Origin of the sequence: Companilactobacillus futsaii JCM 17355 (assembly GCF_001435505.1) — a bacterium.
Lineage (GTDB): Bacteria > Bacillota > Bacilli > Lactobacillales > Lactobacillaceae > Companilactobacillus > Companilactobacillus futsaii.
The window spans coordinates 29690-43610 of the sequence record NZ_AZDO01000076.1; the positions used below are offsets into that span (position 1 = coordinate 29690).

Consider the following 13921-nt stretch of genomic DNA (forward strand, 5'->3'; position numbering starts at 1 on the left):
GAGGGGAATTAAATGCCAAAAAGAACAGACCTTAAAAAAATTATGATTATCGGTTCCGGTCCAATTATTATTGGTCAGGCTGCCGAATTTGATTACTCAGGAACACAAGCTTGTCTAGCTTTGAAAGAAGAAGGTTATGAAACTGTTTTGATTAACTCCAATCCAGCTACGATCATGACTGATAAACACATCGCGGACAAAGTTTACATTGAGCCAATCACTTTGGAATTCGTTGAAAAAGTATTGGTTAAGGAACATCCCGATGCCATCATCCCAACACTAGGTGGGCAAACGGGCTTAAACATGGCGGTTCAATTACAAGAATCAGGTATTTTGAACCAATTGGGAATTGAAATTATTGGAACTAAACTTGACACTATCAACGAAGCCGAAGATCGTGAAGAGTTCAAAGAATTGATGAATAGACTTCATGAACCAGTACCGGCTTCTAAATCGACTCACAACTATCGTGAAGCTAAGAAATTTGTCGATGGAATTGGTTTTCCGGTCATTATCCGTCCCGCTTTTACCATGGGTGGAACTGGTGGCGGTGTTGCTCACAACTATGACGAACTAGAAGAAATCGTTGGTCGTGGTTTGAAAGCTTCACCTTCAACTGAAGTTTTGATTGAACAAAGTATCGCCGGTTTCAAAGAAATTGAATTTGAAGTTATGCGTGACAGTGCTGATAATGCTTTGGCCGTTTGTCACATGGAAAACGTTGATCCAGTCGGTATTCACACCGGGGATTCAATCGTTATTTCACCAATTCAAACTTTAACTGACGACGAAGTTCAAAAATTGCGTGATGTTTCTCTAAAAATTATTCGTGCACTAAAAATCGAAGGTGGTTGTAACGTTCAACTCGCCATCGATACTAAAACAAGCAACTATTTCATTATTGAAGTAAATCCTCGTGTCAGCCGTTCTTCAGCCTTAGCTTCTAAAGCTACTGGTTATCCAATTGCTAAAATTGCGGCTAAAATTGCTGTCGGTTTGACTTTAGACGAAATAATCAATCCAATCACAGGTAAGACGTTTGCCCAATTTGAACCAGCACTAGATTATGTTGTCTGCAAGATTCCTCGTTGGCCTTTTGATAAATTCTCTAAAGCTGACAGAACTATCGGTACTCAAATGAAAGCTACTGGTGAAGTGATGGCTCTCGGTAGAAATATCGAAGAAGCTTTCCAAAAAGCCGTTCGTTCACTAGAAATCGATCAACACGATTTGATCATGGATTCACTTGCCGATAAACCTTTAGAAGAATTGGAAAAATACGTTCAAACACCAACTGATGACCGTCTATTCTACATCGCTGAATTGTTGAGACGAGATGTTTCTTATGAAACAATTAATCAACTAACAGCTATCAACCCCTTCTTCTTAGCTAAATTGAAGAATATTATCAACTACGAAAAAGTTTTGACTAATGGAACTTTGGACAAAGATATCATCTTAGAAGCTAAACAACTAGGCTATTCTGATAAGACAATTGCTCGTTTGAATGGCTTGGATGAAGATATTATTCGTCACTTCAGAAAGCAAAGTGAAATTTTGCCAACTTATAAGATGGTTGATACTTGTGCTGGTGAATTTGAAGCTCAAGCTCCTTATTTCTACAGCACTTATGAAACTGAAAATGAATCACAAAAGGCTTCCGAGAAATCTGTCTTGATCCTTGGATCTGGTCCCATTCGTATCGGACAAGGTATCGAATTTGATTATTCAACAGTTCACTGTGTCAGAGCGGTTCAACAGATGGGTTACAAAGCTATCGTTATCAATAACAATCCAGAAACTGTTTCAACTGATTATTCAGTCGCTGATAAGTTATACTTTGAGCCTTTGACAGTAGAAGATGTTTTGAATGTCTGCGATTTGGAACAACCAGTCGGAGCAATCGTCCAATTCGGTGGACAAACTTCAGTTAATTTGGCTGAACCACTCAAAGAAAATGGTATTAAGATTTTGGGTACTCAAGTTGAAGATATCAACCGTGCTGAAGATCGTGATTTATTTGACCGAATCATCAAGAAATTAAATATCCCTCAACCAGCTGGTGGTACAGCTACTTCTCAAGAAGGTGCGGTTGAAGTTGCTCATAAGATTGGTTATCCAGTTTTGATTCGTCCTAGTTATGTTCTAGGTGGTCGTGCGATGGAAATCGTTAGATCTGATGAAGAACTCGACAAGTACATGCACGAAGCAGTTCACGTTTCTAATGACCATCCAGTTTTGATCGACACTTACTTGACGGGGCGTGAATGTGAAATCGATGCCTTGAGTGATGGAGAAAATGTTCTATTACCAGGTATCATTGAACACATTGAAAGATCAGGCGTTCATTCAGGAGATTCAATGGCTGTTTATCCTCCACAAAATATCCCTGAAGAAGTTCAAAACCAAATCGTTAAGTACGCGAAGCTTTTGGCTAAGGAACTTAAATGTATTGGTATCATGAACGTGCAATTCGTTATCCACGAAAACCAAGCTTATGTTATTGAAGTTAACCCAAGAGCCAGTCGGACAGTGCCATATTTGAGCAAAGTTACTGGAATTCAAATGGCTAGAATTGCTTCAAAACTAATTTTGGGAGCTGATTTTGCTGCACTCGGATTAGAACCAGGATTAGCACCAGAATCTCGGTTGATTCACGTTAAAGCACCAACATTCTCCTTCAATAAATTAAACAATGTTGATAGTGCTTTAGGACCTGAGATGAAGTCTACTGGTGAAGTTATGGGTTCAGGTAAAGACTATACTGAAGCCTTGTACAAAGCTTTTGAGGCTACTAATCAACATATCAAGGATGCTGGTAATGTTTTGATAACAGTTAATGACAATGACAAAGCTGAAGCCTGTGGTTTGGCCCATCGTTTCCATGAAGTTGGTTTCCAAATCTTGGCTACTAAGGGAACTGCTAAGTATTTCAATGAACATGGTGTTGAGGCTAAAGTTGTTCCTGAAGTAGGGCAAGCTGATGAAGATATTGTTTACTATTTGAGTCATAACAAGATTCAATTGTTGATCAATACTTTGGGCGAAAGTAGAAGTCATCATTCAGACGGTTACATTATTCGTCAAAACGCGGTCTTAAATTCAGTGCCACTTTATACTTCACTTGATACAGCTAATGCAATTTTGAAAGTACTTGAAAAACGCTTTATTGGTGTAAATCCATTATAGATAAGAAAAACATCCTCAATTTGGGGATGTTTTTTCTTTTACTTAGTAATAATTTTGATTGTACTTTTACCGTTACCGACTTTTTGAACTAAGAGTTGTTGACCGATACTTTGTTTCATTGATTCGATATGACTGATAACACCGACCATTCGATTTTGACCGATTTCAGTTAAAGCTTTCATTGCTTCATTGAGTGTCTCTTCGTCTAGTGATCCAAATCCTTCGTCAATAAATAGTGCGTCGATTTGGACACCGTTAGATGAGGATTGAACGACTTCACTTAGTGACAAAGCAATTGACAACGCAGCGATGAAAGTTTCACCGCCGGAAAGTGTGTCGGAAGAACGAGTAGCATTAGTTTGACGGTCGTAAATGTTGATGTCTAGACCGTGGTCACGTTGCTTATTAGTACTTTGAGTCGATAGTTGGAAATAATAGCGGTCATTGGAGAGAATACTCAAGAACTTGCGATTAGCATAATTTAAAATCTTCAATAAGTAGTTTTGAACAACGTAAGTTTCTAGTTTTAGTTTATTCTCATTACCGTCTTTACCAGTGACGATATTATAGAGGCTAGTGATAGCAGCTAATTCCTTAGTGAAGTTACCTTGAGCTTGAAGGATTTTTTGAACTTGTTCGAAGTTTTGGGTAGCTTCTTTTAAATCGCGACTGAATGAATCAGTTTGTTTAGCAGCATTCAAGTGATTTTGTTCAGCTTCATCTTTGGCTTGTTTTAGCACAATAATATCAGGCTTAGTCTGATCTTTTAGCTGAGCAGTAATTTTGGTAATATCATTAGTTAAAATTTCTTTTTCTTTTTGATAGCTAGTAACATCATTTTGGAGTTTATTTAGTTGATTTTGAGAAAGTTCTAAGATCCATCTATCTAGTAAGTTGCGGTCATTGGTCTTAGCATTATCGGCATTGAGCGCTTGATGTAATTTATCTGAGAGATTTCTCAAATTAGTTGTTAACTTATCTAGCTGTCCTTGAGTATCAGTTAGTTTAGTTTGATTGTTACTATAGTTAATTTCATTTTTGTGAACAGCATCTTGAGCAGACTTCAATTCTTTTTGGAACTTTTCATATACTGAAACTAATTCGTTCTTCTGTTTGATCAATTGCTGACTTGTAGTGGTTGAATCGGATAAGTCAGCGGACTTAGTTTGTAAGTCTTTTTCTCGAGTTTGGATTTGGGCAGTCAATTTGTCCAGTTCTGATTTATCTTGATTTAGCAATTGTTGCTGATGATTGAGTTTATTCTCTAAATCCTTAATTTCTTGAGTCAATTTTTGAGAAGTTTGAATCTTGATATTCAATTGATTGATATTTTCTTGGAAAGTATCCTTGATGGCCGCTAAGTCGAATTGTTGTGGCAACTCGACTGAAGTATTAGCGACTTCTTGAGTATAGTGAGTTGATAAAGCAATTTGAGTAGAAACAGCTTTTTGTTGCTGTTGATCAAATTCATCTGAAACTTCTTGAATTGTTTGTTGGATGTTCTTTAAATCAGTTTCTTTAGCAGCAAAGACTTTTTGAGAGTTATCGACGGCATCCATTGATTTACGAAGCTCTTTTTCGTCAGCCACGGCAGCTTTTTTAGCATAGGGATGATCAGTTGAACCACAGACAGCGCAGGCTTCTCCATCTACTAGTTCTTGACGGAGTTGAGCAATCATTAGTGATTGTCTAGTTTGGATTTTTTCTTGATAGTCTTTTTTAGCGTCCTCAAATAACTTAGTTTTTTCATCTAAGTCAGCGTGTAATTTTTTGAGTTTATTTTGTGTTTTAGCTACAGCATCGGCAGCATTTTGACGGTCAGTTTCAAGAGGTGAAAATTGGTCGATGAAGTCGGATCTTTCTTGAACTAATTTATCCTTTTGATTAGGAAAATCTTGATATTTAGATAATTCCTCATTCTTAGCTTGAATTGAATCATTAATAGTCGTTAATTCTTGAGATTTTGTCTGGACTGTCTTAGTGATCTTTTCAAAGCGAGGCTGCAACTGGGAAAGAGATTTTTTGATAGTTTCAATTTCTTGGACTTTAGTAATTAGAACAGCTAATTTTTGAGCTTGTTTATTTTTTTCGTCAAAGTCGGCTTGTTGATTAGTTAACTCAGTAGTTTTAGCTTGAGCAGCAGTTAAATTCTTATGAGAAAGTTGTGACTTCTGCTCGAGATTTTTTTCATTGTTCAAAGTATCTGTTTGATCTTTTTCCAAACGTTCCAAATCACGAACTGTTTCTTGAAGAGGTTGTGCCCATTGCAATTCAGAAATGTGAGTCTGCTTTTGGTTGATATTGTCGGCTTGATTAGTAATGTGGTCTTGGTACTGTGTTTGATATTCGGTTAATTGATCGAATTTTTTGCTAATATCTAAAGCTTTTTGATAAGTAGCATCAGTCTTTTTCTTGGCTGCAAGTTTGACTTGTTCAGCTTTTTTAGCTTCATCTAAGTTAGATTGACGAACAGTAACGAATCTTTCCAAAGTATCGTTCAATTGATCATTGTCAATATCTTTTAATTGAGCCTTTTCCTCATCACTCCAAATAGAAGCAGATAGTTGATTTTGAATTTTGGTTTCAAAATCTTGAGCCTTAGAAGTAGCCTGGTCGTAGTGATCCTTTAGCTTAATTGTGAAATCGGTGAATAATTGAGTTCCGAAGATCTTTTTGAGAATTTTTTCTTTATCAGCAGTATTTGATTTCAAAAATTCTGAAAAGTCATTTTGTGGCAAAAGAATAATTTTCTTAAATTGATCGGCAGTTAAATTGAGAATTTCGGAGATTGCGTTACCGACATTAACCGGTTTAGTCGCGATACTTTCCACTTCAACGCCATTAACTTCGTCAACAATCGACAGATTAGCAGTAGGGGCTTTTTTGGTAAAACCAGTACCTCTTTTTCTAGCCAAAAATTGTTCCGGGGTACGTTCGACCTTAAAAATCTTGCCATTTTGCTCGAAGTAAAAGATTACTTTAGTAGTATCAGTGCCTTCAGCAAATTGACTACGCATTTCTTTAGCTTCGCGTTCACTAGTTGTACTACCGAAGAGGGCGAAAGTCATAGCATCAAAAATAGTCGATTTACCAGCTCCAGTATCACCACCGATCAAAAAAATCGGTGATTCATCGAGCTTTCTAAAATCAATAATTGAATGTTCGTGTGGACCAAAGAAGTTGATATCTAAATATATTGGTTTCATTTGCACGCTCTTTCTACTTCGTTGAAGATGTTTTCAACAAGTGTTTTTTGTTGGTTGGATAAGTCTTTTCCAGTAATGGTTTTGAAGAATCGGTCGACAGTTTCTTCGGGACTGAGATCACTGATATTAGTATTGATATTTTGAATCTGATTGTCATTTGCTTTTATTTGATAGTCTAATTCGACGATTGTTTTATAGTGTTTTTGTAATTTAGCTCGGATGTTGGTATGAACGTGTTCACTCGGGTCAAAATTCTTAATAGTAATAGCAAACCAAGCTGAATCAAGTGGTTGTTGACTGTAAAATTTCTCATCACAAAGAGTATCCCAGTCTTCTTCTAGGACAATTAAGTCAGTTTTAGGAATTAAAGGTTTAAATTCACGGTTAATACCATTGTCGTCAATCGTTACGATATCGACGCCTTTACCTTTATTCTTGATACGAGCTTCTTTGACGTTGAATTTGACGGGACTACCAGAGTAACGAATGTTGTCAGTTGGGGAAGCGAAACGGGTATGAATATGTCCCAACATGACGTAATCAAAATCACTGAATTCGTCGCTAGTTAAGGTTGCTAAGCCACCGACTTTTGAATTAGTCTCACTAGTTAGTTCTAGTTCGGTATCTTGATTAGGAGTTACCGCAAAATGGGTTACTAATAAATGCTTCTTATTAGGATCAAAATTCTTTTTCATATCAGCGACGACTAAATTCATTGCTTGAGAAATAGTTTTGATTTCCTGGACTTGTTCATCAGGCATACCTTGATGAGAGTAGTAAGCTCTTGCATCCATTGGATCAAAGAATGGCAGTAAGAATATTTGTGCTTGTGAAGTCTCAATTGGTTTAAAGGATTCCTCTAAAAGCGTATTAAGATAAAAATCAGATTGTTTCATCCAAGCTCGGCCGTAGTTAAGGCGTTTGGCGCTATCGTGATTACCAGAGATGGCATAAATAGGTAATTGACTTTCCAAATTGATTTTCCGAAACATTTCATCTAGAGCAGTGACAGCTTCAGGACTAGGAATGGCCCGGTCATAAATATCTCCAGCAATAACGATGCCGTCAACGTGTTCAAGTTTTGCAATATCTAAGATTTGTTTGAAAGTTTCCTTTTGCTCATCTAATAGGGGATAACCGTTCAATGTTCGTCCGATATGCCAGTCAGCAGTATGTAATAATTTCATATCCAATCCTCCATTTGAATTTATTGTATCGTAAAATTTCCGAGAACTAAGATTTATTTAAAGTATATCATTTCTTAAGAACGTATGTTCGATAAAACTGCAAAAAAAAGCCGATAAAAAAATTATCGACTTTTAGTGATTAATCATTCAAATTGTAACGAAGTTTCATGTTGTTAGAACCGGTTGTTACCATGTCTCCGAGCAATTTATTTTGTTTTTCAAAGGCTACGTCAGCTAATTTCTTATTGGCATCTTCGAGGTATTTTTCAATATCTTTTTGTCCAGAAATATCGGCATCGGTATCGTTTTGAATTTTACGATAAGCGCTCATGGCATCTAGTTCATAATCGTTTCTCATATCAACGTAGAAGTCATAGTCAGTATCACCAAGCAATGCAGTTGTACAACTCAACCAGTACATGTTGTTCAAATCGAATTTATCAGTGGCGTTTTTGTATTGAGCAGGTGTGTCGTTAACGTTGGCATAGAAAGGAACGACCGTGTTGAAAGTATTGGCACCATAAGCTAACCAGTGAATGCCAGCAATTTCTTTTGGAACGTTGTTTCTGATTTGAAGAATGTGAACGTTGTGGTTTCTGTTGATACCGATAGGTCTGAAGAGTTTCTTATCACTTTGGGAACCACTGCCGTAAACGTCGTATTTAGTATTTTCAAAGTGAGAACTCAAAACGAATTTCACATCTTCAACGGAAATCTTACGGTTAGCGTGGCAGATGAATGGTAGATCTTGTTCCATTGGATCGTCAGCTGTGTCATCAGGACTGAAGAATTTTTGACCGTACCAAGTACGAGGGTTGTTGTAAACAGTATCTTTAATAGAAGCACTACCAAAGATATGTCTTAGATTGTAGTTTTCAAAGTCTGGGTTGAGGTTGTTGTTGTCAATCAAGTCTTTCAAATCACTTGAGCAAAGTGTGTCATTTGAATCGAAGTCAAATTGATCAATGTTCATACGGTTTGGAGCTACAACGTAAGCATCATCAGGAATGCGAACGGCTGCCCAGTGGTGTCCACCGATAGTTTCTAACCACCAAACTTCTTCATTATCGGCAAATGAAATACCATTTGGTTCATAAGTTCCGTATTCTTCTAAAAGTGAACCTAGGCGTTTAACACCTTCACGAGCACTCTTGACATAAGGAAGAACGACAGTAACTAAATCTTCTTCACCTAAACCATTTTCAACGAAAGGATCGAGTCCTTGAACACGTGAATTAGTAGTAATAGTTTCAGTAGCTGACATAGCAACGTTTGAACTGTTGATACCAGCGGCTGGCCAAATTCCATTTGTCAAAATTGAGTTAGGAATTGAAGTGTAGCGTTGTGGGTCATCAGGCAATTTAACATTTACCTTGCTGATAACTGAAGTGTAATCTCTAGGTTGATCCTCTGTGTTTACGACTACGAAACGTTGTGGATCTAAGGCTTCATGACCATCATCGTTTCTTGAAATAAGAGTTGAACCGTCAATTGAAGCTTTTTTACCAACTAAAATCGAAGTACAAGAACCTTTAATGCGTTTTTCCATTATTAATTAGCTCCTTTTTTATAATCTCTAATAAATTAATTATAACTTTTATAATGTAGGAAACCAACCAAGCTAACTATTTAGGTAGATTAATCCCAGCATCTTTTAATGCATTCAAATACTTCTTTAATAATACATTTCTGGCGTTGTATTGAGCACCAGGAGTGGTGTAACAAGCAACTTGAATTGATAAAGTGCCATCATTTAAATTTGAAAAGCCAAAGATATAAGGTTTTTGTGTGATTTGAAGTTCTTTTAAATTTAAATTGTCGTTAACGTCGTCAATAACTTGCGTAATTTTTTCAAAAGGAGAGTTACTGGCAACAGGAATTTCCATTAGAGCTCGCATGTTGTTACGCGATAGATTGCTGACAATAGTAATGTTGCGATTAGGGATGTAATTCAGAGTTCCATCGAAACTTTTGACTTGAGTCGTTCTAATACCAACGTAGGTAACTTCGCCTTCGATATTGTTGACTTGAATTAAATCACCAACACTGATTTGTTGCTCCAATAAAATGAAGAAACCGTTGACCATATCGGAAACGAATCCTTGAGCTCCAAGACCAATTGCCAAACTGAAGATTCCGGCTCCAGCTATTAATGTACCGACAGGAATTCCGATGGCCGAAAGTATAGCGTAGATCCAAAAGAACATTAATGTATATTTGAAAATATTGAGAGCTAATGTATAAATGGTATCAAGTTTTTTAGGAGAGATTTGACGTTTAGTGCCTCTAAGTCCGGTTTTAAAAATGTGACGAATGATTTTTTTACCGATCCAATTGATTAGAAGTAAGACGATAGTTAATAATATTAATTGGAAAGCAACTGAAGCAACGTGCTGTAAGACTGATTCCCAATCGACTTTGAGAAAGAGTTTTTTGATTAAGGTATTAAGATTAAGTGACAAATTATTTATTCCTTTCTGAATAATTACTCAAATAATATTATCACAAAAGAAAAAGTCAGAGAAACGGTCTTCTCTGACTTGAATTTGTTATTGTAAATAACTTTTCGGGACAAAATCTTCAGTTGCCACGTATAATCTATCGGATAACTTTTTGTACAATTCGTGTTCACCAGTCATTAATGTGAAATTCAAGTTATCGCACGATTCGATTAATTTAATCGCAGCAGCAATTTTTAAGTCGTCATGGGAATAGTCAATTTCACTATTTCCAGTCACGGTAATATCTAAAGTGGGTTTATTTTGTCCTAAAGTGTAATCTTGTATATTTTCTGTAACCAAATTAAAATCTCCTCAATTGAAATGGGTATATAACATAACATATGAGGAGAGTAAATTATAGTCCTTTGTACTATATGGAAATTAATGACGCAAAATTTTGGCCATTTGTTTGTTGTGAGCGAGTTCATCAATTAATTTGTCCAAATAACGAATCTTTTGAACGAGTGGATCTGTAATATTTTCAACTTTTACGCCACAAATAGTACCAGTGATAAGCTTTGCCTGGTCATTAAATTTAGGCGCTTGGTTAAAGAAATCTTCAAAAGTGATTTCATTTTGTAAAATGGCTCTCAAAGAATCTTGGTTATATCCAGTTAGCCAAGTGATAATTTGATCTACCTCTGCTTGAGTATGGCCTTTTCTTTCTACTTTTTTGACATATAGAGGATAAATATCGTTGAAATACATTTGCGTGATATCTTTTTTAGGCATAATGACCTCCAAAGGTGTTTCTTTTAGTTTATCAAAGTCGATTAGAATCTTCTTTGATTTGGCTTATTGGTTAAATGTGGTAAAGTAAATTTACTTATATATAGAAGGGAACTTTAAAATGTCATATCCACAATTAGATTTAGACAATGCTACTGGCAGTGTTGCGACAATTAATACCAATCACGGAGCTATCAAAATTCAACTTTTCGATGAATTGGTACCTAAGACTGTAAAAAATTTCATCGAATTAGCTAAAAAAGGTTACTACAACGGGGTTATCTTCCATCGTGTTATTCCTGATTTCATGATTCAAGGGGGAGACCCAACTGGAACTGGTATGGGTGGTGAAAGCATCTATGGTGATAGTTTTGAAGATGAATTCACTGACCAACTTTTCAATTTAGATGGTGCTTTGTCAATGGCTAATGCTGGTCCTAATACTAATGGCAGTCAATTCTTCATTGTTTCTAACCAAAATATGCCAAAACGCATGATCAAGGAAATGGCTTCAGCTGGTTATCCAGAAGAAATCATTGCTGCATATAAAAATGGTGGAACTCCTTGGTTGGATCATCGCCACACAGTATTTGGTCAGGTTATCGATGGTATGGACGTTGTTCGTGACATTGCTCGTACTAAACGTAATAACAATGACAAACCTAATGAAGATATCGTAATGGAAAGTGTTGAAATCGCAGACTAAACTGATTCGACAATTTCTTGATAAATATTTTTGAAATAAGAATTTTTGAGAAAAACTAGATTGATGGGATGTTCCACGTGAAATCCTGGTAGATCTAGTTTTTTTAATTGTTCGGATTCCAATTCATTAGTGACTAGGGATTCGTACATAAAACTAATACCGTCATTTTGCTTGAGGTATTCGATAATGGCAGAAGGGCTGGCAATTTCAATAGTATTTTTAAAATCATTGATATTGTAGTTTTGGGTTGCTAACCAGTTTTCAAATATTTCCCGGCTACCAGAACCCTTTTCTCGTAGTAATAATGGTTGATTAAATAAGTCTTCAATTGAATCGCACCGATATTTATTATGACCAACACCGATGAAATGTTCCTTCTGTAATAGGAAAGCATCGAATTCTTTCTTGTTGAAATTACCTTCAATTAAGCCGAAGTCGACTTTTCCATCACGAATATTTTGTAAGATATGTTGAGTATTGTTAATTTTTGTCGTAACGATATTAGTTCTAGTCGATAATTGTTGAACAAATTTGGGCAGAATAGTGGAACTGAGTGAGAGAGTACAACCCATCTTTAAATGTTCAATATTACTGTGTAAAGTATCGATGACCTTTTTACCCTCAAACTCTATTTGTGTTGCAAATTGGGCTAATTTTTTTCCGGCAGGGCTGAGATGAACCTTGCCATGTTCTCTGATAACTAAAGGAAAATCTAATTCTTCTTCCAAGGAAGCTATTTGTTGGGAGACGGCCGGTTGTGTAATGTAAAGCTTTTGAGCAGTTTTAGTGAATGATTGATATTTAGCTAGAGCAATCAGAGTTTGATATCTTCTGTCGAGCATATGTACCTCCTATAAGTTGTGCTTATGATATCCAAAGAAATACTAATTTTTACTTATGGTACTTATATATTATCATCTTAGCTACGGAGGAATTAGTATGTATGCAAAACTTTTTGAAAGAAGCTTTTTATATGCCTTTGGGATAACGCTTCTTTGTTCGATTATTGGAACACTCTTAGGTGGACTACCTTATTTGACGATTATTGGAGCTTTAGTTATCTCTTTGATTTTAGGGATGATGTTCCAAATTAGTCGACCATTGATTGAAGAATCAAAAATGGGGATTGGTTTTATTTCCAATAAATTTTTACGTTTAGGAATTATTTTATTAGGATTCAAATTAAATTTGATTGATTTGGCACACGCTGGGGTTAAAACAATATTGTTTGCGATGTTTATTGTCAGTGGTGTAATCTTTCTAACTTATAATATTGCTAGAAAATTTGGCGTTAATAAACGTTTAGCAATTTTGACTGCCAGTGGAACGGGAATTTGTGGGGCAGCTGCCATTATGGGTATTTCTCCTCAAATCAAGGTTTCAAAAGAGGAGGAAGAGGCTAAACACAACGATGAAGTATTGGCTGTAGCGATTGTTGCTATTTTAGGTACGGTTTTTACTTTGATTGAAATAGCTATTAAACCTATGTTGCATATGTCACCAACTCAATTTGGAGTCATGGCAGGTGGATCACTTCACGAAATTGCTCATGCGATTGCTACTGGTGGTGCTGGTGGATCAGTCAGTTTAAGTGCGGCTATTATTACTAAACTATCAAGAGTTCTATTATTAGCACCGGCAGCTTTAGTTATCGGCTTTTGGTATCAAAAACAAGAAAAACCTGTTGATGGCAGCAAAGGGAAACTTCCAATTCCATGGTTTATGGCAGGATTTCTATTAGCCAGTGTTATCGGAACATTTATTCCGATGCCAGCTGGTCTTTTAAATGGATTAGTTAAATTAGCTTATATTGTATTAGGGATGGCAATGGCCGCCTTAGGTATGAGTGTGAACTTTAAAGTGTTTCTCAGCAGTGGAAAGAAAGCTGTTTTGGCTTCATTATCTGCGTCAGTAATTTTATTGATCTTTACAATTATCGTAAGTAAAACATTCTTTTAACTTTTAGACAGTCATTAGTTGATTAACTTAGTGGCTGTCTTTTTGTATAAAAGGGGTTTCATTTGTCAAAATTCGTGATATAGTAATAGTCAATAAAGTCATGTTGTAGTTTTTTGTAATTGTTTGTTTTTTGTTAATTAATAGGAAGAAACTATTCAATTAGTCAATTTTGCAAAAGAAATTGAAAAAAATAATAAAAAGTACTTGCAACGACTTATTATTAACGGTAATATATTACCTGTTGTCACGACAGATGCAACAACGTCAACGGATTCAAGCCTTACAGCTTTCCAAGACGTCATAAATTATTTTAAAAAATGCTTGACTTGTTCTTGCATCTTCGATAAGATAATTAAGTTGTCTGTTAGACATCATCTAACATTTCATCATTTGCTTGATGATTTGTTAGAAAAATTATTTTAAAAAGTTCTTGACATTAACTTG

General features: G+C 35.9%; 10 protein-coding genes. 3 read left to right on the forward strand and 7 right to left on the reverse strand.

All coding sequences use genetic code 11. The features are described 5' to 3' along the window. Positions 1-12 precede the first annotated feature (12 nt). Complete coding sequence (gene carB / locus FC88_RS06115; protein WP_057813822.1) at positions 13-3189, forward strand: carbamoyl-phosphate synthase large subunit; 3177 nt, start codon at positions 13-15, stop codon at positions 3187-3189. A 38-nt stretch (positions 3190-3227) separates the two neighbouring features. Here the strand turns inward: carB and FC88_RS06120 are convergent, their stop codons facing one another. The 6 genes from FC88_RS06120 to FC88_RS06145 form a co-directional block, all read right to left on the reverse strand. Continuing rightward, the gene (locus tag FC88_RS06120) at positions 3228-6395 is read right to left on the reverse strand and encodes an AAA family ATPase (RefSeq protein WP_057813824.1); all 3168 of its coding nucleotides are present in this window, start codon (positions 6393-6395) and stop codon (positions 3228-3230) included. Then, on the reverse strand, positions 6392-7582 hold the full coding sequence (locus FC88_RS06125; protein WP_057813826.1) for an exonuclease SbcCD subunit D: 1191 nt from the start codon (positions 7580-7582) through the stop codon (positions 6392-6394). Before FC88_RS06125 ends, FC88_RS06120 begins: the two co-directional genes overlap by 4 nt. Before the next feature lie 139 nt (positions 7583-7721). Next, complete coding sequence (locus FC88_RS06130; protein WP_057813828.1) at positions 7722-9131, reverse strand: C69 family dipeptidase; 1410 nt, start codon at positions 9129-9131, stop codon at positions 7722-7724. 76 nt (positions 9132-9207) lie between these two features. Beyond that, complete coding sequence (locus tag FC88_RS06135; RefSeq protein ID WP_149029781.1) at positions 9208-10044, reverse strand: mechanosensitive ion channel family protein; 837 nt, start codon at positions 10042-10044, stop codon at positions 9208-9210. 87 nt (positions 10045-10131) lie between these two features. After that, positions 10132-10383, reverse strand: coding sequence for a hypothetical protein (locus tag FC88_RS06140; RefSeq protein WP_057813831.1), 252 nt, complete (start codon positions 10381-10383; stop codon positions 10132-10134). 81 nt (positions 10384-10464) lie between these two features. Next, on the reverse strand, positions 10465-10815 hold the full coding sequence (locus tag FC88_RS06145; protein ID WP_057813833.1) for a DUF2200 domain-containing protein: 351 nt from the start codon (positions 10813-10815) through the stop codon (positions 10465-10467). Positions 10816-10933: 118 nt separating this feature from the next. On the opposite strand from FC88_RS06145, the gene FC88_RS06150 reads away from it, so the two are divergent. Beyond that, positions 10934-11518, forward strand: coding sequence for a peptidylprolyl isomerase (locus FC88_RS06150; RefSeq protein WP_057813834.1), 585 nt, complete (start codon positions 10934-10936; stop codon positions 11516-11518). Here the strand turns inward: FC88_RS06150 and FC88_RS06155 are convergent. Then, positions 11515-12360 carry a LysR family transcriptional regulator gene (locus FC88_RS06155; RefSeq protein ID WP_057813836.1) on the reverse strand — a complete coding sequence of 282 codons (846 nt, stop codon included), beginning with the start codon at positions 12358-12360 and terminating at the stop codon, positions 11515-11517. The genes FC88_RS06150 and FC88_RS06155 overlap by 4 nt on opposite strands. A 97-nt stretch (positions 12361-12457) precedes the next feature. Here FC88_RS06155 and FC88_RS06160 point away from each other — a divergent pair, with 97 nt between their 5' ends. After that, the gene (locus tag FC88_RS06160; protein WP_057813839.1) at positions 12458-13477 is read left to right on the forward strand and encodes a YeiH family protein; all 1020 of its coding nucleotides are present in this window, start codon (positions 12458-12460) and stop codon (positions 13475-13477) included. The last annotated feature ends 444 nt before the right edge of the window (positions 13478-13921 follow it).

Coding starts and splice junctions, on each gene's coding strand:
- FC88_RS06155 (WP_057813836.1), bottom strand. CDS start 12,360: ATGCTCGACAGAAGATATCAAACTCTGATTGCTCTAGCTAAATATCAA.
- carB (WP_057813822.1), top strand. CDS start 13: ATGCCAAAAAGAACAGACCTTAAAAAAATTATGATTATCGGTTCCGGT.
- FC88_RS06150 (WP_057813834.1), top strand. CDS start 10,934: ATGTCATATCCACAATTAGATTTAGACAATGCTACTGGCAGTGTTGCG.
- FC88_RS06125 (WP_057813826.1), bottom strand. CDS start 7,582: ATGAAATTATTACATACTGCTGACTGGCATATCGGACGAACATTGAAC.
- FC88_RS06145 (WP_057813833.1), bottom strand. CDS start 10,815: ATGCCTAAAAAAGATATCACGCAAATGTATTTCAACGATATTTATCCT.
- FC88_RS06160 (WP_057813839.1), top strand. CDS start 12,458: ATGTATGCAAAACTTTTTGAAAGAAGCTTTTTATATGCCTTTGGGATA.
- FC88_RS06130 (WP_057813828.1), bottom strand. CDS start 9,131: ATGGAAAAACGCATTAAAGGTTCTTGTACTTCGATTTTAGTTGGTAAA.
- FC88_RS06120 (WP_057813824.1), bottom strand. CDS start 6,395: ATGAAACCAATATATTTAGATATCAACTTCTTTGGTCCACACGAACAT.